The sequence below is a fragment of the Actinomadura oligospora ATCC 43269 genome (assembly GCF_000518265.1).
Lineage (GTDB): Bacteria > Actinomycetota > Actinomycetes > Streptosporangiales > Streptosporangiaceae > Spirillospora > Spirillospora oligospora.
Genome location: NZ_JADG01000003.1, coordinates 873,672 through 892,711, shown reverse-complemented (window position 1 = coordinate 892,711; position 19,040 = coordinate 873,672). Strand labels below are relative to the sequence as shown.

The following is a 19,040-nucleotide window of genomic DNA, read 5'->3' as shown; positions in this document are numbered from 1 at the left end:
GGCCCACCCCGCCGGGCGGGCCGCGACGCCTGGCAGGTCAGATCTCCCGGATGAACACGATGGCGTCGACCCGATCGAGCGTGGACGGGTCGAGCGCGGCATAGGTGTAGTCGGCGGGGACGCGCGGCTCCGGCTTGCGGTCGAGGACCTCGGCGAGACGCGCCGGGTCGATGACGCTGCGGGCGTCGGGCAGGTCCGACAGCATCCCCTCCAGGCTGTCGGGTGCGGGGACGTCAGAGCCGCGCGTGCCGAAGTTGGCGGCCACCACCGCGTACCGGTCGCCGAGGTGGGCACCGGCGAGGGCCCCGGCGCTCCACCACTCGACCGTCTGGTCGCCCCAGCCCATGCGGCTGCGGTCGCGCTGCAGGTGTGAGTTGTGGGCGAACATGAGGGTGCGACCGCGCCGCTCCTCGCGGCGGACGATCGCGTCGAGGTTCTCGGCCATGATCGCGTCGCGCACGGCCAGGAGCGTGCTGACGCGCGCGGGCGTGGTGTCGGCCATGGCCGCGTGGTAGCGCAGCAGACCGGTCGCGGCGCGTCCGTGCAGGTCGGCGCGCCACCAGTCGTCGTGGGACGTGGCGGTGATCAGGCCCGGGGCGTTCATGGCGAGCAGCGTGCGCAGGTCGTCGGCGACCAGCCGCAGTTCGCGGGCCTCGGGCGTCCGGCCGATGGACTGCGTGGGATCCATCATCACGGCGGGGTTCGTCCAGGGGTCGTCCGCGCCGAGCAGGCCGTCCAGGGAGGCGCGGGTCAGCGGCACACCGAGGTGGGCGGCGAGGTAGTCGTGCAGCTCGGTCAGCGCCCCGCGCGGGCTGGCGGCGAAGGCCGTCTCGAGCGGAGCCTCCAGGCCGTAGAAGCGCACCCGCTCGTCCGGCGGACGTTCCTCGTTGTAAGCGCGCATCCAGCGCAGCAGTTCGCGGTTTCCCGCGAAGGCGCCGAAGTCGTGGCTGAAGCCGCGCTCCACCGCCTCGTCCAGCGTGCCGAGGCCGCCCGCGACATAGGCGTCGGCGATCAGGGCCGCGACGCCGTCGCTCTCGATCGTGATCGAGCGGTAGCCCTCCTGCTCGACGAGGTGACGGAAGAACTCGTTGCGCAGGTCCAGGAACGCCTCGGCGCCGTGCGTGGGCTCGCCGAGGCCGAGCACGCGGATGGTCGCGGGCAGGAGCGAGGCGAGGGACTCTCCGGTGAAGGGACGCGCGGCGTCCCGGATCGATGCCGTCATACCTTCAACTGTATCGTTGAACCTTCGATGTAAACTTTGGTGCTTCCAGTCGCTCGTTCAGAGGGTGAAGTCTCAAATGGGGTTGCGTCCTGTCGACCTGGCTCGGGAGCACGGCCTGTCCACGCAGGCGGTGCGCAACTACGAGGAGGCGGGCGTCCTGCCGCCCGCCGAGCGCTCGCCGAGCGGCTACCGCGTCTATGCACCGCGGCACGCGGCGGCGCTGCGGGCGTTCCTGGCGCTCGTCCCCGCGCACGGCCACGCGACGGCGACCGCGATCATGCGGGCGGTGAACGACGGCGCGGTCGAGGCGGCGCTCCGGCTGATCGACGAGAGCCACGCCGAGCTGGCGGGCGACCGCCGCACGCTGGAGGCCGTCGAACGGGCCCTGCACGACCTCACGCTGCCGGACGCCGAGGAACCCGCGCGGGGCGGGACGTTCATCGGGCCGCTGGCGCGCAGGCTCGGCATCCGTCCGGCGACGCTGCGCAAGTGGGAACAGGCGGGGCTGGTCGTCCCGGACCGGGATCCCAAGACCGGCTACCGCGTCTACGGTTCCGCCGACGTCCGCGACGTGCTGATGGCCCACCAGCTGCGGCGTGGCGGGCACGGACTCGACCAGATCGCGCAGGTCCTGGAGCAGATGCGGACGGCGGGAGGCCCCGAGGCGCTCCAGCCGACCATGCGTGAATGGCACGCACGGCTGACGGCGCGCGGACGCGCGATGCTGACGGGCGCCGCCGCACTCGACGCCTACCTGAACGACTGATCCGCCCGGAAGGTTCTAAGCTTCGGCCGTGGCGGAGACGCGGGCTGACCTCGATACCAACACCGGAACGGGACTTGCTGCCGAGCGCGGGACGGCTCTGGACGTCCCACGGGCCCCCGAACGCGCGCTGCGCGGCACCCCGCCCGCGCGCGCGGCCGGGGAACTGGCCAGCCTGATGCGCGCCGCCGGAATGGACGAGTCGGCGCTGCGCGCCACGGGCGTGTGGCTGGTGTCCGGACGACGCTCGTCCGCGCACACCCAGGCCGCCTACCTGCGGGACGTCGGCTGGTGGGTGTGGTGGTGCACCGCCCGCGCCGCCGAAGCCGCCCAGGCGCCCGCGCCCATGGACGCCGACCTGTACGTCGCCGACCTGGTCGCGTCCGGCCTCGCCCGCGCCACCGTGAACCGGCGGGTGGCGGCCGTGTCGTCGTGGTACCGGTACCTGGTCCGCGAGGGGTGCGTGGCGGCCAACCCGTTCGAGGGCGCGGAACGTCCCCGCATGGACACCCGCCACTCACGGACGCGCGGCCTGTCCAAACAGCAGGTCACCGACGTCCTCGCCCACGCCGCCGAACACGAGTCGGCCCGGACCTACGCCCTGCTCTGGCTGATGTTCGCCACCGCCGGACGCATCGGCTCGCTGCTCTCCGCGCGGATCGAGGACCTGAGCGAGGACAGCGGCCACCGCGTCCTGGACGTGGTGGTCAAGGGCGGCCAGAGCAAGCGGTTCGCGCTGCCGCCGCCCGCCGTCGCCGCGCTCGACCGCTACCTCGCCGAACGCGGCCGTCCCGGCTCCGGCCCCCTCTTCGTCAGCCGGACGGGCCGGACGCTCGTCCAGTCCTACGTGTGGAAGCTGGTCAACCGGATCGCGGGGGAGTGCGGCGTCGACTTCGTCATCAGCCCGCACTCCTTCCGCCACTCGGCGATCACGATCGCTCTCGGCGAGGGCCGTCCGCTGCACGTCGTCCAGGACTTCGCCGGACACGCCGACCCGCGCACGACCCGCCGCTACGACCGCGACCGCGACGCCCTGGACCGCTCCCCGGCCTACCACCTCGCCGCCCTCGTCGCCCCCTCCACGCGCCCGACCGGCACCTGAAGGCCCGGACCCCGTGTACGCCCACCGCGCCTTCAGCGTCACCATCGGCGGCGCCAGCGCCGACGGAGGCGACACATCGAGGGCGACGTCTCCTGGACCGTCCGCTCCACCGCCTGCGACTCACCATCAGCCCCTCAGGGCCAGCGTGACCTGCGGCTGGACCAACCACCTGAGGGGCGCCCTGGCCCCGGCCTCCGACTTGGAGGCCGGGGCGCCTCCACTTTCTCGATCCTTTTCGGTGCGGATGTCAAGACCGGGCTTGTTGCTACGACCTCCTGCTGTGAGGCGCTCCGATCAGGGGAGTCGCCGATGGTAAGGAGTTGGCGTGGGGACGTTGGAGAACAAGTCGGCACTGGTGACCGGCGGGTCGCGGGGGATCGGGCGCGCGATCGTGGTGAGGCTGGCCCGTGAGGGCGCGGCGGTGGTCTTCAGCTTCGTTCGCGACCAGGCGGCGGCGGAGGACGTGGTGGCCGAGGTGGCGGCCTTCGGCGGCCGGGCGATCGCCGTCCGGGCGGATCAGGGACGCCTGGAAGACCTGAAGCACCTGTTCGGTGAGGTCGACCGGAACCTCGCCGGTTTGGACGTGGTGGTCAACAACGCTGCGATCAATCCGATGGGGAACATCTGCGACGCCACCGAGAGCGACTTCGACGAGGTGATGGCCGTCAACACCAAGGGGCCGTTCTTCGTCGTCCAGGCCGCCGCCGAAAGGCTCGGCGAGGGGGGACGGATCATCAACATCTCCTCGTCCGGCGCGGTGCCGGGTCTGGCCCTGTACTTCGCCAGCAAGGCGGCGCTGGAGTCGATCACCGCCGTCGCCGCCCACGAGTTCGGTCCCAGGGGCATCACCGTCAACAGCGTGACCCCTGGTGCCACCGAGACGGACATGATGCGCGCCGCGGCCGGGGAGCATCTGGAGCAGGCCATCAAGCACACCGTGTCCCTGACGCCACTGCAGCGGCTGGGACGTCCGGAGGACATCGCCAACGTCGTCGCGTTCCTGGCCGGGCCCGACGCACAATGGGTCACGGGCCAGAACCTACGTGTCTCCGGTGGCCTGACGATCTGACCAGCGGCCGGCCCGCGAGCCGGACGCATCATGGGGCCGCTGCGCCCCGAATCCCTTCGAGCACGAGTTACGCGCTGGGTGCCCGTGCCGCGATCGAACAAGGAGCCTCGATCGCAGCATGGGCACGCGCCCACGGAGTCAGCCGCGCCGCCATCCGGACCGCTCCTGGGTCACCTCCTGCCAGGCCAGAACGTCCCATCCGCCCGATCAGCCTGACCGAGAAAAAACCCTGTCGACCTGCGGATCGGCGCTAAGCGCTAATGCCCGGCCAGATCTTCCCCCTGCCCCTGGCCCACCTGCTGGCTTGATGAGCAGCTTGTCTGCCCTCGCCGGAGTGACCCATCACAGTTCTGCCGCGTGATGATCCCATCCGGGCCGACACGGTCCAGCTGCGCGGCGACCGCCAGCACCGCGAACAGCATCGCGCTCATCGTCGCCCGCCCCTGAACCGTCCGCGCGGCAGCCGCCTACTCCGCCGCGTGGGTGCTCCGCCAGTGGTCGGTGGCGACACCGGCCATGATCACCGAGATGACGGACTCGGCGAGGTCGGGCGTGATGGGCAGGTGTCCGAAGAGCACGCGGTAGTAGGTGGTCGAGGCGAGCATGTCCAGCAGGAGGTCGATGTCGGCGTCGGGCCGGATGTCGCCGCGGTCGATGCCGCGGCGTAGCGCCTCGGCGGTGGTCGCCCGGCGGGGGTTGAAGAAGGCGTCCAGGAACTCCCTCTCCAGCTCGGGATCGTCGGCGAGGTCGGCGACGAGCGCCGGCAGCGCCCTGCGGCCGACGGTGGTGGCGAAGGCGTCGCTGAGGGTGCTGATGCCGGCGACGAGGTCGCAGTGGGTGCAGCCGGTGTCCGGCGTCGGCGCGGTGCCGATCGTGGCGGCCAGCGCTCCCACCACGAGGTGCTGGCGTGAGCGCCAGCGGCGGCGGATGGCGGGCTTGCTGGTTCCGGCGCGGGCGGCGGCCCCCTCCATCGTGAGGCCGCCGTAGCCGACCTCGTTGAGGATCTCGATGACCGCCCGGAGGACCGCGTCGTCGATGCGTGGGTCACGGGGTCTCCCGGCGCCGCCGGTCGAGGCTCCCCTTGTCGTCTGGGCCATGATCGGATTATATGTATTACATTCCGATCCGGAACGAAACGTAATGGAGTCCGACATGGCCCGCAGCTACGGCGAACCCGTGGACGACACCGCCGACCATGCCCCTGAACGGCCCCCCTCCGCCCCGGCGGCGGAGGCCCACACCGGCGACGGCGTCTTCGGTGGCGCCTATCGCGCGCTCACCCTCGGCGTCCTGCTGTCGGTCGGCGTCGTCGCCTTCGAGTCACTGGGGGTGGCGACCGTGCTGCCCGGTATCGCCGACGACCTCGACGGCCTCGGCGCCTACGGCTGGGGACTGTCCGCGCTGATGCTGGCCAACATCATCGGCACCGTGCTCGCGGGGCGGGTCGCCGACCGTCGCGGCCCGTGGCGCCCGATGGCCTGGGGGACGCTGGTCCTGGCCGTCGGCTGCGTGATGGCAGCCGCCGCTCCCACCTGGGCGCTCTTCCTGGTCGGCCGTTTCTGCCAGGGGTTGGGGGTGGGCGCCGTGATGGCCACGGCCTACACCGTGATCGGCCTGGCCTATCCCGAACACCTGCGGGCCCGGATGTACGCCCTGCTGTCGTCGGCGTGGACGGTTCCCTCGCTCGTCGGCCCGGCCATCACCGGCACCCTGGCCGACCACACCACGTGGCGGTCGGTGTTCCTGGTCATCCTGCCGATCATCGTTGTCGCGGCGGCGCTCACGCTGCCCGCGCTGCGCGCGCTGCGCCGTCCGAACGGCACGGACATCCCCGTCACCGCCCTTCCGTGGTGGAAGCGCCCCCTGAGCGGTTCCGTTCTGCTCACCGCCGGGACCGGCCTCCTTCTCCAGGCCCTGCTGCTGAGAAACGCCGCCGTCCTGCTCGTCCTGGCCATCGCCGGCGTCGCCGTCATGGTGCCCGCGCTGCGTTGGGTGACGCCGGAGGGCACGCTCAACGCCCGGCCGGGCGTCGGGGCCGGTGTCACCATCCGCGCCCTGCTGTGCGGGACCTACTTCGGCACCGAGGCGTTCCTTCCGCTCGGGCTCCAGGACCTGCGCGGAATGGGCGCCACCACGGCGGGGCTCGGCCTGTCGGCCGGGGCGATCACCTGGGTCGCCGGGTCCGCCCTCCAGGCCAGGCGCGACGCCGGCGGCGCCGGGCGCGTCGCCGCCACCGTCGGCGGCTTCGCCGTGCTCCTCGCGGGAGTCGTGCTGACCGCGCTCACGACACTGTCCACCGCGCTGCCGTCGTGGACCGCCGTGATCGGGTGGGCCGTCGGGGGACTGGGGATGGGCATCGCCTTCAACGCGTCCACCACCGAGACCCTGGGGCAGGCCCCGACCGAACGGCAAGGTGAGGCGAGCGGCGCTCTCCAGCTCGCCCAGACCTTCGCCACCGCCGTGATCGCCGGACTCGGCGGCGGGGCCGTCGCGCTCAGCGAGAACCACGGCACCTCCCTGCGAGCCGCTCTGCTGAGCGTGTTCGTCCTGACCGGCCTGCTCGCCGTCGGCGGAATGCTCGTCTCCCACCGGCTCCGTCCCGCGACCGGCAGGTCATCAGCCTGACCGCGGGAGGACCCGCGCGGCGCGGCACCCGCCGCCCGGCGGTCGTCCGGCTTCGGCGCCCGCCCCTTCCCGTGGTCAGGCGCCGATGTAGTCGGCGAGGTGTTGGGCGGTGAGGGTGGAGCGGGCGGCGACCAGGTCGGCGGGGGTGCCCTCGAAGACGACGCGGCCACCGTCGTGCCCGGCACCGGGGCCGAGGTCGATGATCCAGTCGGCGTGCGCCATGACGGCCTGGTGGTGCTCGATGACGATGACCGACTTGCCGGAGTCGACGAGCCGGTCGAGCAGGCCGAGCAGTTGTTCGACGTCGGCGAGGTGCAGGCCGGTGGTCGGCTCGTCCAGGACGTAGACGCCGCCCTTGTCGGCCATGTGGGTGGCGAGCTTCAGCCGCTGCCGCTCGCCGCCGGACAGCGTGGTGAGCGGCTGGCCGATGGTGAGGTAGCCGAGGCCGACGTCGACGAGCCGCTGGAGGATCGCGTGCGCGGCGGGGATGCGGGCGTCGCCGGAGCCGAAGAACTCCTCGGCCTCGGTCACGGGCATCGCCAGGACCTCGCTGATGTCGCGTCCGCCGAGGCGGTACTCCAGGACCGACGCCTGGAACCGCTTGCCGTCGCACTCCTCGCAGACGGTCGCGACGCCCGCCATCATCGCCAGGTCGGTGTAGATGACGCCCGCGCCGTTGCAGGTGGGGCAGGCGCCTTCGGAGTTCGCCGAGAACAGGGCGGGCTTGACGCCGTTGGCCTTGGCGAACGCCTTGCGGATCGGCTCGAGCAGGCCGGTGTAGGTGGCCGGGTTGGAGCGCCGCGAGCCGCGGATCGCGGTCTGGTCGACCGACACCACGCCCGCGTCGGCCGGGATCGACCCGTGCACCAGCGAGCTCTTGCCGGAGCCCGCGACGCCGGTGATGACGGTCAGCACGCCGAGCGGGACGTCGACGTCGACGTCCTGGAGGTTGTGGGCGTTCGCGCCGCGGATCTCCAGCGCTCCGGTCGGCTCGCGCACGGTGTCCTTGAGGACGGCGCGGTCGTCCAGGTGGCGTCCGGTGACGGTGCCGCTGGCGCGCAGGCCCGCGACGGTGCCCTCGAAGCAGACGGTGCCGCCGCCGGTGCCCGCGCCGGGGCCGAGGTCGACGACGTGGTCGGCGATCTCGATGGTCTCGGGCTTGTGCTCGACGACCAGGACGGTGTTGCCCTTGTCGCGCAGGCGCAGGAGCAGGTCGTTCATGCGGCGGATGTCGTGCGGGTGCAGGCCGACGGTCGGCTCGTCGAAGACGTAGGTGACGTCGGTGAGCGAGGACCCGAGGTGGCGGATCATCTTGACGCGCTGCGCCTCGCCGCCCGACAGGGTGCCCGCGGGCCGGTCGAGCGACAGGTAGCCGAGGCCGATCTCCACGAACGAGTCGAGGGTCTGCTGGAGCGAGCCGAGCAGGGGCCCGACCGACGGCTCGTCCAGGGCGCGGACCCACGCGGCCAGGTCGCTGATCTGCATCGCGCAGGCGTCGGCGATGCTGATCCCGGCGATCTTGGACGAGCGGGCGGGCGCGGCCAGGCGGGTGCCGCCGCAGTCGGGGCAGGCGGTGAAGGTGACGGCCCGGTCCACGAACTCGCGGATGTGGGGCTGCATGCCCTCCTTGTCCTTGGCGAGCATCGACTTCTGGATGCGCGGCACCAGACCCTCGTAGGTCATGTTGATGCCCTCGATCTTCATCCGCGTCGGCTCGCGGTACAGGAAGTCGTCGAGCTCGGCCTTCGTGAACGTCCGGATCGGCTTGTCCGGGTCGAAGAATCCGGACGAGGCGTACAGCCGGTGGTTCCAGCCGCCCGCCTTGTACCCGGGGATCGTCATCGCGCCCTCGGACAGCGACCTGGAGTCGTCGAACAGCTGCGTGAGGTCGAGGTCGGAGACCGAGCCGCGGCCCTCGCAGCGCGGGCACATGCCGCCGGTGACGCTGAAGCTGCGCTTCTCCTTCACCGGCTTGTCGCCCCGCTCGACGGTGACCGCGCCCGCGCCGCTGATCGAGGGGACGTTGAAGGAGAACGCCTGCGGCGAGCCGATGTGCGGCGTCCCGAGACGGCTGAACAGGATGCGCAGCATCGCGTTGGCGTCGGTGGCCGTGCCGACGGTGGAGCGCGGGTCGGCGCCCATCCGCTGCTGGTCGACGATGATCGCGGTGGTGAGGCCCTCCAGGACGTCCACCTCGGGCCGGGCCAGCGACGGCATGAAGCCCTGCACGAACGCGCTGTAGGTCTCGTTGATCAGGCGCTGCGACTCGGCCGCGATCGTGCTGAACACCAGGGAGCTCTTGCCCGAGCCGGACACGCCGGTGAACACCGTGAGCCGCCGCTTGGGCAGCTCGACGGTGACGTCCTTGAGGTTGTTCTCGCGGGCTCCGACCACGCGGATCAGCGCGTGGCCGTCGGCCGCGTGAGGCATGGTCTGCTGGACGTCCGGTTCTGTGCCCTTGCTCATCGTCTCTCCGTCGGGTGCGGGTGGGGCCGCACACGCTACCGGGCGCCACCGACGGATTCGGCCGCCGCCGTGTCGCCGACCGCGCCCGGAGGCAGGCCGCGATAGGAGAGGGGCTCGCTGTAGACGAGGTTGGTGGTGGTCGAGCCGAGTTCGAGAAGCTCGTCCATGACCCGCTCCAGGTGCCCCATGGAGGTCGCGGCGATCTTCAGGACGTAGCAGTCCTCGCCGGTGGTGCGCAGGCACTCCAGGATCTCCCCGCGCTCACGGAGGAGGTCGTGCAGCGGGCCGTGCCGGTTGCCGGGGTACTTCAGCCGGACGACGGCGAGGACCGGCAGGCCCGCCTTGGCCAGGTCGACGCGGGCGTGGTAGCCGGTGATCACGCCGGTCTCCTCCAGCCGCCGGACCCGTTCGGTGGTGGCGGACGCGCTGAGGCTGACCCGCCGTCCCAGTTCGGTGAGCGGCATGCGGCCGTCCCGCTGCAGCTCGGCGAGGATCGCCCGGTCGGTCGCGTCGAGATTCTCGGTCACCGCGCCAAAGTACCGTCGATTCCACGGCTGACACCTCCTGATGCCGGGAGGAGTCCCTTCAGCGGGGCCGGATCGGCTGGATAGCGTTGCCCCCGTGATTTTGGGAGTCAACGTTCCGAACTTCGGACCCGGCACGGACCCGGACAGGCTGGCCGCGTGGGCGCAGACCGTCGAGGGCCTCGGCTACGACCTGCTGATGGTCTCCGACCACGTCGTGATCACGCCGGACGTGGCCCGGCAGTATCCAGCGCCGTTCTACGAGCCGTTCACCACGCTGTCGTGGCTCGCGGGCGTCACCCGCCGGATCCGGCTGGGCACGACCGTGCTCGTCGCGCCGTACCGGCATCCGCTGCTGGTCGCCCGCATGGCCGCCAACCTGAACCGGCTCAGCGGCGGACGGCTCGTCCTCGGCGTGGGCGCGGGCTGGGCCCGGGAGGAGTTCGAGGCGCTCGGCGTCCCGTTCGAGCGGCGCGGCGAGCTCACCGGCGACCTGCTCCGGGAGGTCCGCGCCGCCTGGCAGGAACATCCCGACGACTACCAGGGCGGGCCGATCCCGGTCTGGGTGGGCGGGCACAGCGACGCCGCGATGCGCCGCGCCGTCCTGTACGGCGACGCCTGGCACCCGCTGCGGTTCACCCTGCCCTGGCTGGACGAGGCGGTCGGACGGCTCGGCCGGATCGCCGAACGCGAGGGCCGCCCCGTCCCGTCCCTCGCGCCCCGCATGCTGCTGCGCCTCACCGACGAGCCGCTCACCGGCGAGCGCCGCGCGGGCGAGGGGACGATCGAGCAGGTGCTCGCCGACCTGGAGCGGCTGCGCCGGATGGGCGCCGAAAGCGTCCTGCTCGACCCGTTCCTCGCCCACCCGGACGAGACCCTGCGCCCCGAGAACGCCTGGCGGGACCTGGCCACCGTGGCCGCCCTTCGAGAGGAGCTCACGTGACCCCCGACGACGAACGCCTGCTGCGGCGGGCCGTCGAGATCGCCGTCCGGTCCCGCGCGGACGGGCACGCGCCCTACGGCTCGCTGCTCGCGGACCGGGACGGCGTCATCCTCATCGAGGCGCACAACACCGTGCGCGCCGACCGGGACATCAGCGCCCATCCCGAACTGAAGCTGGCCCGGTGGGCGGCCCGCGAACTGGACTCGGCGACCGCCGCCGCGACGACGATGTTCACCAGCTGCCAGCCGTGCGCCATGTGCACCGGCGCGATCGACCGTTCGGGCCTGGGACGCGTCGTGTACGCGCTGTCCAGCGAGCAGCACGACGAGCTCCCCCCGAACGGCGGGTGGCCCCGCGTCCGGCAGGACGGTCCGGCCCTTCACGAGGAGGCCCGCGCCGCGGTCGACGGCTACTACACCTGAGCCGTCACAGGCCGTGCCTGCGGTCGCCCAGGACCGTCTCGGTGATCAGCGCCTCGACGGCCGCGTCGAACCCGGCCGCGCGCCGCGCGGTGACGCGGTCGCGGTCGACGGCCCGCTGGACGTCCTCCTCGACCAGGTCGGCGTTCAGCGCCATGGCCGCCGCCGAGCCCTCCGCCGCGGCCATGATCACCTGCGCGTGGGCGTTCACCACGTTGCCCGCCGCGGACACGCCGGGGACGGCGGTGCGGCCCATGCCGTCGGTCGGCACCAGGCCGTCCTCGCGGGCGCAGCCGAGGCCGGTGAGCAGCGCGTCGTTGGGGATCATGGTGCTCTGGACGAGCAGGGCGCCGCGCTCCACGACGGATCCGTCGGCCATCTCGACGCCCTGGAGGCCGTCCTCGTCGGCGACGATCCGCTTGACCTGGCCTTCCGCGAGGGTGATGCCGTGCGCGGCGAGGCGCTCGCGGTCGTCCGGGGAGATCTCCTGATCGTGGCTGAACAAGGTGACGTCCGGGGACCACTGCCGGATGAGCAGCGTCTGGTGGACGGCCATCGGGCCGGTGGCCAGCACGCCGATCGGCCGGTCGCGGACCTCGTAGCCGTGGCAGTAGGGGCAGTGCAGGACGTCCTTGCCCCATCGTTCGCGCAGGCCGGGCAGCTCGGGCAGGTCGTCGCGCAGGCCGGTCGCCACCAGGACGCGGCGGGTGCGCAGGGTCGCGCCGCCGGTCAAGCGGACGGTGAAGGCGAGGTCGGGTCCGTCCTCGCGGGTGATGTCGTCCACGCGGGCGGCGATCGGCTCGACGCCGTATCGGGCGAGTTCGGCGCGGCCCGCCTCGAGCAGGGCCGCCGGGGGCATGCCGTCCCGGGACAGGAAGCCGTGCATGTGGGCGGCGGGCGCGTTGCGCGGGGCTCCGCCGTCCAGGATCGCGATGCGGCGGCGGGCGCGCGCCAGCACCAGCCCGGCGCTCAGCCCTGCCGCGCCGCCGCCGACGATCACCACGTCGTGGGTGTTCTCGTTCATGGGTCACCTCCGCCGCCAGGGTGCGTCCGGCGAGATGAGACCGGCAACCGCTGTTGCTGTTTCCGGGACGCGTCGGGTGGAATGGGGGCATGGAGCACCACCACGAGACCGTCCCGGACGATCCGTCGTCCGCGATCGACCGGGCCCTGACCGAGGTCGGGCCGCGACTGCGGAAGCTGCGCGCCGAACACGGCATCACGCTCGGCGCGCTCGCCGAGGCGACCGGGATCTCCAAGAGCACCCTGTCCCGGCTGGAGTCGGGCCAGCGCAGGCCCAGCCTGGAGCTGCTGCTGCCGCTCGCGCAGGTCTACCAGGTACCGCTGGACGAGATGGTCGGCGCGCCCGAGGTCGGCGACCCGCGCGTCCGGCTGACACCGCGCGACGGCGGCGACCGGACGGTGATCCCCCTGACCCGGCATCCCGGGCCGCTGCAGGCGTGGAAGACGATCCTGCCGGGGGACGCGCGCAGCGAGCCGAACCCGGTGACGCACGAGGGCTACGAGTGGCTGTACGTGCTGTCCGGGCGGCTCCGGCTGATCGTCGGCGACCACGACCTGGAACTGTCGCCGGGCGAGGCCGCCGAGTTCGACACCCGGCTGCCGCACTGGTTCGGCCCGGTGAACGGTGAGCCGGTCGAACTGCTCAGCTTGTTCGGCCGCCAGGGCGAACGCGTCCACCTGCGCGCCGCCCCGAGATCACGCCGTCCCGGCGGCACGACCTGATCGGAGCCTGAACCGAGTACATGTACTCGATCACTTGGTGGACCCGATGAGTACTGTTCGCGGATGGGATGTTGGACCGCCTATCTCGTCCGTTTGGACGACGGCTCCCACTGGGAGTCGTACGAGAAGTACGGCCGGTGGCACCTCGCGGACGCCGACGACCGCGCCGACCTCGTGGAGAGGGTCCTGGCCGACGGCAGACCCATCGATGGAGCCCCGAACACGGCACGGGCCTGCCACGGCATCGCCTTGGACCTGGCCTCGCGCGACCACTGGTTCGTCGGGTGGGACGCGGACGCCCGCCAGATCACGGTCCGCCACGACGAGCTGATCGCCGACGCCCTCGCCCACGCGACCTGCCTCGTCAGCGTCATCGGCGCCGACGCGACTCTCACGCACTGGCAACTGTCCGACACGATCGTCCCGTTGCTGGCGCACCAGGGGGAATCGCTGCCCGGGACCCTGGCCGCCGGCGCGCCCTTTCCCCTGGCCGCCGAGGACGCCGTGACCGACGGCGCGGTCATCGATCTGCCCACCCGTCGCCTGCGCTACTGGACCGCCGACACCGTCTCACCGGGGCTCGCCGCGCGGGTGGAGGCGGCCTGGCCGGCCTGGAAGGTCGAACGGCTCGCCTGGGGCCACCTCGGACACCTCGCCGCCATCGGACAGCAGCCCGACGGCCTGAGCATGACGGACGCGGAACTGCGGGAGGCCCGCTGGGACGAGGAGCTGATCACCATCAGGAACCGCGCCCGCGACACCCTCCCCACCGAGCCGCGCCGCCTGCTCCCACCGAGGGTGCGCGTGGTCGACCGGTTGTGAGGGCTCAGGCGCGCCATTCCTGCCGGTAGGCGGGGTGGTCGGCGTACGCGGACGCGAGGGCGCGCAGCGTGGTGAGCCGGACGGCCTGGGCGGCCTCCGCGGCCTCGCCGCGATGCCCGCTGGACAGCAGCCACTCGGCCTTCACGTACTCGTCGAGGATCAGGCGCTTGGCGGCCGCGTCGCGCAGCGCGCGGGCGGGGTGGTGGCGGGCGATGTGCTCGGCGTAACCCTCGTTCTCGGCCTGCGCGACGAAGCCCGGCCGTCCCGGGCCGCTCGATCCCGCGCCGTCCGCCGCACGGCCGTCCGCCGGACGGTCGTCGGCGCCACGCTTTTCGGCGGGGGCGTTGATGCTGACCGAGCCCGGCGGGGACGGCCGCCACGCCGCGCCCGACCCGGCGCGCGCGATCTGCTCGTCCTTGGCGATCCGGGCCCGCAGGAACTCCACCAGCTCGTCCACCCGGCCATTGTGCAGCCCCGGCCGGACAAAACGCACCCGTACCGGTCAGGCGGGCCGTAGCGCCGAGGTCAGAACGCGCAGTTCCGCCACGCCGAGGATCCGCGCGACCAGCGCGTACAGCACGCCTCCGGCGGCGGACGCGGCGAGGACGACCGCGGCGGCGTTGCCCGTCCCGGCGCCGAACGACCCGTCCACGGTGTGGGCGACGCCGGCGGCGGCCAGTCCGGCGACGGTCGCGGCGGCCAGGGTGCGCAGGTGGGTGTCGAGCAGGCGGCGGCCGTCCACCCGGCCCAGCCGGTGCCGCAGCATCAGCGCCGTGACCAGCATGCCGACCGTGTAGGCGACGACGGCGCAGGCCGCCAGCGCGACCACCAGTCGCGCGCCGCCGGTGAACCGGGACACCACCAGAACGGCGGTGACCGTGACGGCCGAGACGCCGACGCTGATCAGCGCGGGCGTGCGGGTGTCGCCGAGGGCGTAGAACGCGCGCAGCATGATCTGGTACCCGGCGAACGGGACGAGCGCAAACCCGTAGGCGGCGAGGGTCTGCCCGGTCAGCCGGGCCGCGTCCGGCGAGGTGTGGCCGTGCGCGAACACCAGGGTCGTCAGCGCCGGGCCGAGCACGATCAGCGCCGCCGCGACCGGGGCGAGGGCGACGCCGGTGATCCGCAGGCCGTGGGACAGGTCGGCGGTGACGCCCTCGAGGTCGCGGCGTCCGGCGGCGCGGCTCATCCGCGGCAGCACGCCGGTGATCACGGTGACGGCGACGACCCCGTAGGGGAGCTGGAACATGGCGGAGGCGTTGCTGTAGACGGCGAGCATGCCCGTCCCGGCGTGCGTGGCGAGCCGCGAGGACACCACGAACACGGCCTGCGCGGCGGCGACGGACGCGATCGTCCAGCCCGCCATGGCCGCGATGCGCCGGACGCCGATGCCGCGTGGGTCGGCGTGCAGCCGCAGCCGGAATCCGGCCCTGCGCCCGGCGAACGCCAGGACGGTCATCTGCGCGGCCACCCCGGCGCTGGTGCCGATCGACAGCAGCAGCGTCTGCGCGGTGCTGAGCGTCTCGACGCGCCCGGTGCCGCCGACCAGGACGAACGCCAGCCCGGTCGCGATCACGACGAGGTTGTTGGCGACCGGCGCCCACATCGGCGCGGTGAGCCGCCCGCGCGCGGTCAGCACGGCCGCGAGCGTCGCGCTGACGCCGTAGAAGAGGATCTGGGGCATGAAGAACCGGGTGAACAGCACCGCCAGGTGCCGTTCGGGCGGCGGGAAACTCGACACGGTCGCGTCCACGATCAGGGGCGCGGCGACCACGGTCACGATCACGACCGCGCCCAGCCCGTACACCACCAGCGACAGCAGCCGCTGGGCGAACAGGTCGGCGTCCGGCCGGGACGCCTGCCGGACCAGCAGCGGGACGACGACGCTGGCGACCGCGCCGCCCATCACCAGCTCGTAGATCGTGTTCGGGGTGACGTTCGCGGCGGTGTAGGCGTCCAGCAGCCGGGTTCCGAGGCCGAGCGCGGCGACCAGCACCAGGGTGCGGACGAACCCGGTGATCCGCGACACGGCGGTCGCGACCGCCATGGCACGCCCGGCGCGCAGCAGTTCGCTCATCGATCGGGCCCCTTCCGTCCGTGCCAGGTTAGGCGACCGCCACACCCGGGCGGCGGCCCGGACGGATCGTCCGGGCCGCCGTGGGTCGGGGCCCGCTGGGCCCACCGGGTCAGACGGACTTCTGGTAGTAGCGGAAGGTCGCGACGGAGACCGCGACGCACACGACCGCCAGGGCGAGCAGGCCGCCGCCGCGCGCGGCGATCGCGCTCCAGTCGGGGTCGGCGGTGAGGGCCGAGCGGCCCGCGCGGACGGCCCAGTCGAGCGGGTTGCACGCGGTGACGACCCGCATCCAGTGGGGCATCAGCGCGGTCGGCATGAACGCGGAGGACAGGAACGTCAGGGGCAGCATGAACAGCACGTTGAACCCGATGATCGCCTCGCGCTGCCTCAGCATCATGCCCATCGCGTTGGACAGCCCGCCGAACACCGTGCCGAGCAGGACGCCCGCCGCGACGACCACGGCGCATCCGGCGACGCCGCCCGGGTAGTGCGCGCCGCCGAGGAGCCCGAGCAGCAGGATGGCGACGGACTGGAGCCCGGTCGTGACGGCCTGGTCGGCGACGCCGGAGGTCATCAGCGCGAGCCGGCTGACCGGGGAGGTCAGGAACCGGTTCAGGGTGCCCCGGTCGATCTCCTCGATCATCGCGACCCCGGCCCACATGCTGGCGTTCATCGCGTTCATGGCGATCACGCCCGGCACCAGGTAGCCCAGGTAGGAGCCGTGACCGAAGCCGGGGATGTCCACGACGCGGCGGAACAGCGAGCCGAACAGGAACAGCCAGATCGCTGGCTGGACGAGGTTCCCGACGACGACGGCGGGCTGCCGCGCGAGCGCGTGCAGGCGGCGTCCGGTGAGGAACCAGGTGTGGGCGGCCAGGCGCGGCACGGTGACGGCGCGGGACGCTGGTGCGGTGAGGGGTGCGGCGGTCATCGCGCGGCCTCCTGCCGGGCGGAGGGACGGGTCTCGGGTCCGGGTGGGGATGAGGTGCTGTCGTCCTGGTCGGTGTCGGGCGCGTAGCGGCGGCCGGTGTACCGCAGGAACACGTCGTCCAGGGACGGGCGGGCGACGGTCACGGACGCGGCGGGCGTCCCGGCGCGTTCGAGCGCTGCCAGGACGGCGGGGACGGCCGCGGCGCCGTTGTCGCTGCGGGTGCTGACGCCGCGTCCGGCGACGCGGACCTCCCGGACCGACGGCAGCGCCTCCAGCACGGCGCGGACCTCGCCGGGGACGGTCCCGGACGGCAGTTCGAGGTGGACGGCGTCGCCGCGCAGCTCGCCCTTCAGCTCGTCGGGGGTGCCGTCCGCGACGACGCGTCCGCGGTCGACGATGGCCAGGCGCTGCGCGAGCCGGTCGGCCTCCTCCAGGTAGTGGGTGGTGAGGACGACGGTGAGCCCGTCGTCTCCGGCGAGGCGGCGGATCTCGGACCACATCGCGGCGCGGGCCTCGGGGTCCAGGCCGGTGGTGGGTTCGTCCAGGAACAGCACGGCGGGCCGGTGGACCAGGCCGAGCGCGACGTCCAGGCGGCGCTGGGTGCCGCCGGAGAACGTCTTGACGAGCCGGTCGGCGACCTCGGCGAGGTCGAACCGGCCGAGCAGTTCGGCGGCGCGGGCGCGGGCGGCGCGCCCTCCCATGCCGTGCATCCTGGCCTGCAGGACCAGGTTCTCGCGGGCGGTGGCGCGCGGGTCGCTGCCGGAGCGCTGCGCGACGACGCCGATGAGCCTGCGGACGTGGTCGGGGCGGCGCCGGACGTCCACGCCCTCGATCACGGCGGTGCCGCGGTCGGGGCGCGTGAGGGTGGTGAGGACCTTGACGGCGGTGGACTTGCCCGCGCCGTTCGGGCCGAGCAGCCCGAAGACGAGGCCGCGGCCGACGGTGAGGTCCAGGCCGTCCAGGGCGCGGACGCCGCCCTTGACGCCGCGGACGGAGTAGGTCTTGCCGAGGTCGTGCGCGCGCACGGCGCACGGTTCGGTGGTCATGGGACGCTCCCGCTTCGTGGGATCGGTGGTGGGACGATCCGGCGGCGGAGGGGGTCCGGCTAACCTTGTGGTGTCACCCAGGTCGCTGGTTCCGTTGCCGCGGATCGGCGTTCTGGTCTCGGGGCCCCGGCCCGGTGTTGCCGCACCGGCCGGGGCCTTTTCGTTCTTCTATGTCGGGGTCGTCAGCCGGCCTCCTCGTCTGGCGGGCCGTCCTCGGCGTCCTGCTCGGCGCCGGGCGCGGCCTCGTCGAGCCGCTGCTCCTGTTCGTGGAGCCAGTCGATCTCGCGGGGGACCTCGCCGGTCTCGTGGAAACGGGCCCAGTCGGCGAGGCCGGGCATGGTGCCGTCCTCGAGCCGGGCGAGCAGCGCGCGGACCCAGGCGGCCTCGGCGGCGCAGAGCGTGCGGTGGTAGTCGGCCTCGATGACCAGCAGTTCGGGCAGCCAGGCGCGGGCCTCGGCGAGTTGCCGGTCCTGCTCGGCGAGGTCGGCGTCCAGCGCCTCCAGGCGGCGGCGCAGCAGGACGGTGAAGTCGCGCGGGTCCAGGGCGGCGATGTCGGCGAGCGCGGCCTCGAAGCGCGGGTACTCGCGCTCGGGGACCTCGACGAGCTCGCGCAGCCAGTCGGTGAGCTCGGCGCGGCCCTCGGGGGTGATCGTGTAGACCGTCCGGTCCGGCTGGTTGCCCTGCCGGACGGTGCCGGTCGCCTTGATCAGCCCGTGCTTCTCCAGGTTGCGGACGACCGTGTAGAAGGACCCCCAGTTGATCTTCACGCTGGCGTCCTTGCCGCGACGCCGCATCGTGGAGGCGATCTCGTAGGGGTACATCGGGCGCTCGCTGAGCGTGCTCAGCACCGGCAGTGCCAGCAGGTTGCCGACCCTGCGCCGCTTCGCCACCGGAACCACCTCCGCTCGGGCTCGGCCCTTGCCACTCGTCCGCGAGTACTCGTGGACGAGTACTTGTTCCCAAATATACGCCTGCGGTGCCTTCTGTCCACCCCTCAGGGCAAGGGGACGCGGCGGCTGCGCGCCCACCGTGCCGAGCAACGCGCCTGTGGCCGGACAGCCTGGATCCGGGTGGAGTTCTCCTGGGACGCCAGGCCCACCGGTTCCGGTCGTGCCGATCGGGGGTCGCCGGACGGCCGCTTCTCCGCGTCGGATTTCCTCCCTGATGTGAGCGCTGCCCGCCCGTGCCCCTTTCTGTCGTTTATACCGAGAGGTATCCCTCTTCTTTGAAGCGTTCCACCGGTGGCGGATTCTCGCCCTTTCCTGAACGTTGTCATTAGCTCCGG

The 19,040-nt window shown here is 72.8% G+C and carries 18 protein-coding genes; 8 read left to right on the top strand and 10 right to left on the bottom strand.

Translation table 11 applies throughout. The features are described 5' to 3' along the window. Window positions 1-37: 37 nt before the first annotated feature. A complete protein-coding gene (locus tag P696_RS0103490) occupies window positions 38-1,222 on the bottom strand; it encodes an erythromycin esterase family protein (RefSeq protein WP_026411237.1) in 1,185 nt (394 codons plus the stop codon). A gap of 76 nt (window positions 1,223-1,298) precedes the next feature. Here P696_RS0103490 and P696_RS0103485 point away from each other — a divergent pair, with 76 nt between their 5' ends. The 3 genes from P696_RS0103485 (at window position 1,299) to P696_RS0103475 (ending at window position 4,156) form a co-directional block, all read left to right on the top strand. Next, window positions 1,299-1,988, top strand: coding sequence for a TioE family transcriptional regulator (locus P696_RS0103485; protein ID WP_026411236.1), 690 nt, complete (start codon window positions 1,299-1,301; stop codon window positions 1,986-1,988). A gap of 28 nt (window positions 1,989-2,016) precedes the next feature. Continuing rightward, window positions 2,017-3,087, top strand: coding sequence for a tyrosine-type recombinase/integrase (locus P696_RS0103480; RefSeq protein ID WP_051466716.1), 1,071 nt, complete (start codon window positions 2,017-2,019; stop codon window positions 3,085-3,087). Window positions 3,088-3,412: 325 nt separating this feature from the next. Beyond that, window positions 3,413-4,156, top strand: coding sequence for an SDR family NAD(P)-dependent oxidoreductase (locus P696_RS0103475; protein ID WP_026411234.1), 744 nt, complete (start codon window positions 3,413-3,415; stop codon window positions 4,154-4,156). Between the two features lie 467 nt (window positions 4,157-4,623). Here P696_RS0103475 and P696_RS0103465 read toward each other — a convergent pair whose 3' ends face one another. After that, a complete protein-coding gene (locus tag P696_RS0103465; RefSeq protein ID WP_026411233.1) occupies window positions 4,624-5,253 on the bottom strand; it encodes a TetR/AcrR family transcriptional regulator in 630 nt (209 codons plus the stop codon). Between the two features lie 55 nt (window positions 5,254-5,308). On the opposite strand from P696_RS0103465, the gene P696_RS43015 reads away from it, so the two are divergent. Continuing rightward, entirely contained in the window at window positions 5,309-6,781 is a 1,473-nt protein-coding gene (locus P696_RS43015; RefSeq protein WP_084336813.1) for an MFS transporter, read from the top strand. A 75-nt stretch (window positions 6,782-6,856) separates the two neighbouring features. On the opposite strand, the gene P696_RS0103455 is transcribed toward P696_RS43015, so the two are convergent. Together P696_RS0103455 and P696_RS43010 are read right to left on the bottom strand one after the other, a co-directional pair. Then, on the bottom strand, window positions 6,857-9,247 hold the full coding sequence (locus P696_RS0103455; protein WP_026411232.1) for an ATP-binding cassette domain-containing protein: 2,391 nt from the start codon (window positions 9,245-9,247) through the stop codon (window positions 6,857-6,859). A gap of 35 nt (window positions 9,248-9,282) precedes the next feature. After that, window positions 9,283-9,774, bottom strand: a complete 492-nt coding sequence (locus P696_RS43010) for an Lrp/AsnC family transcriptional regulator (RefSeq protein ID WP_051466714.1) — start codon at window positions 9,772-9,774, stop codon at window positions 9,283-9,285. Between the two features lie 94 nt (window positions 9,775-9,868). Between P696_RS43010 and P696_RS0103445 the strand changes: the two genes are divergently transcribed. Together P696_RS0103445 and P696_RS0103440 are read left to right on the top strand one after the other, a co-directional pair. After that, a complete protein-coding gene (locus tag P696_RS0103445) occupies window positions 9,869-10,714 on the top strand; it encodes an LLM class flavin-dependent oxidoreductase (RefSeq protein WP_026411231.1) in 846 nt (281 codons plus the stop codon). After that, window positions 10,711-11,136, top strand: a complete 426-nt coding sequence (locus tag P696_RS0103440; protein WP_026411230.1) for a nucleoside deaminase — start codon at window positions 10,711-10,713, stop codon at window positions 11,134-11,136. The genes P696_RS0103445 and P696_RS0103440 overlap by 4 nt, the downstream gene beginning before the upstream one ends. A 4-nt stretch (window positions 11,137-11,140) precedes the next feature. On the opposite strand, the gene P696_RS43005 is transcribed toward P696_RS0103440, so the two are convergent. Then, complete coding sequence (locus P696_RS43005; RefSeq protein WP_034482793.1) at window positions 11,141-12,157, bottom strand: NAD(P)/FAD-dependent oxidoreductase; 1,017 nt, start codon at window positions 12,155-12,157, stop codon at window positions 11,141-11,143. An 89-nt stretch (window positions 12,158-12,246) separates the two neighbouring features. On the opposite strand from P696_RS43005, the gene P696_RS0103430 reads away from it, so the two are divergent. Both P696_RS0103430 and P696_RS0103425 read left to right on the top strand, forming a co-directional pair. Then, the gene (locus P696_RS0103430) at window positions 12,247-12,879 is read left to right on the top strand and encodes a helix-turn-helix domain-containing protein (protein WP_051466711.1); all 633 of its coding nucleotides are present in this window, start codon (window positions 12,247-12,249) and stop codon (window positions 12,877-12,879) included. Window positions 12,880-12,942: 63 nt separating this feature from the next. After that, window positions 12,943-13,701 (top strand): hypothetical protein, encoded by a 759-nt coding sequence (locus P696_RS0103425; RefSeq protein ID WP_157429491.1) that lies wholly within the window; start codon window positions 12,943-12,945, stop codon window positions 13,699-13,701. Window positions 13,702-13,705: 4 nt separating this feature from the next. Here the strand turns inward: P696_RS0103425 and P696_RS0103420 are convergent, their stop codons facing one another. From P696_RS0103420 to P696_RS42995, 5 genes are all read right to left on the bottom strand, one after another. Next, the gene (locus tag P696_RS0103420; RefSeq protein ID WP_026411227.1) at window positions 13,706-14,158 is read right to left on the bottom strand and encodes a DUF6221 family protein; all 453 of its coding nucleotides are present in this window, start codon (window positions 14,156-14,158) and stop codon (window positions 13,706-13,708) included. A 45-nt stretch (window positions 14,159-14,203) separates the two neighbouring features. Further along, window positions 14,204-15,778, bottom strand: coding sequence for a murein biosynthesis integral membrane protein MurJ (gene murJ / locus P696_RS0103415; protein WP_084336713.1), 1,575 nt, complete (start codon window positions 15,776-15,778; stop codon window positions 14,204-14,206). Between the two features lie 109 nt (window positions 15,779-15,887). Beyond that, window positions 15,888-16,709, bottom strand: a complete 822-nt coding sequence (locus tag P696_RS0103410; RefSeq protein WP_051466709.1) for an ABC transporter permease — start codon at window positions 16,707-16,709, stop codon at window positions 15,888-15,890. After that, window positions 16,706-17,755, bottom strand: coding sequence for an ABC transporter ATP-binding protein (locus tag P696_RS43000; protein ID WP_051466707.1), 1,050 nt, complete (start codon window positions 17,753-17,755; stop codon window positions 16,706-16,708). The genes P696_RS0103410 and P696_RS43000 overlap by 4 nt, the downstream gene beginning before the upstream one ends. A gap of 182 nt (window positions 17,756-17,937) precedes the next feature. Beyond that, entirely contained in the window at window positions 17,938-18,645 is a 708-nt protein-coding gene (locus tag P696_RS42995; RefSeq protein ID WP_034482791.1) for a PadR family transcriptional regulator, read from the bottom strand. Between the last annotated feature and the right edge of the window lie 395 nt (window positions 18,646-19,040).

Excerpts from the sequence above, each read along its gene's own strand:
- P696_RS43005 (WP_034482793.1), bottom strand. The coding sequence starts at position 12,157 with ATGAACGAGAACACCCACGACGTGGTGATCGTCGGCGGCGGCGCGGCA.
- P696_RS0103490 (WP_026411237.1), bottom strand. The coding sequence starts at position 1,222 with ATGACGGCATCGATCCGGGACGCCGCGCGTCCCTTCACCGGAGAGTCC.
- P696_RS43000 (WP_051466707.1), bottom strand. The coding sequence starts at position 17,755 with ATGACCACCGAACCGTGCGCCGTGCGCGCGCACGACCTCGGCAAGACC.
- P696_RS0103410 (WP_051466709.1), bottom strand. The coding sequence starts at position 16,709 with ATGACCGCCGCACCCCTCACCGCACCAGCGTCCCGCGCCGTCACCGTG.
- P696_RS0103465 (WP_026411233.1), bottom strand. The coding sequence starts at position 5,253 with ATGGCCCAGACGACAAGGGGAGCCTCGACCGGCGGCGCCGGGAGACCC.
- P696_RS0103455 (WP_026411232.1), bottom strand. The coding sequence starts at position 9,247 with ATGAGCAAGGGCACAGAACCGGACGTCCAGCAGACCATGCCTCACGCG.
- P696_RS0103430 (WP_051466711.1), top strand. The coding sequence starts at position 12,247 with ATGGAGCACCACCACGAGACCGTCCCGGACGATCCGTCGTCCGCGATC.
- P696_RS0103485 (WP_026411236.1), top strand. The coding sequence starts at position 1,299 with ATGGGGTTGCGTCCTGTCGACCTGGCTCGGGAGCACGGCCTGTCCACG.
- murJ (WP_084336713.1), bottom strand. The coding sequence starts at position 15,778 with ATGAGCGAACTGCTGCGCGCCGGGCGTGCCATGGCGGTCGCGACCGCC.
- P696_RS0103425 (WP_157429491.1), top strand. The coding sequence starts at position 12,943 with ATGGGATGTTGGACCGCCTATCTCGTCCGTTTGGACGACGGCTCCCAC.
- P696_RS43015 (WP_084336813.1), top strand. The coding sequence starts at position 5,309 with ATGGCCCGCAGCTACGGCGAACCCGTGGACGACACCGCCGACCATGCC.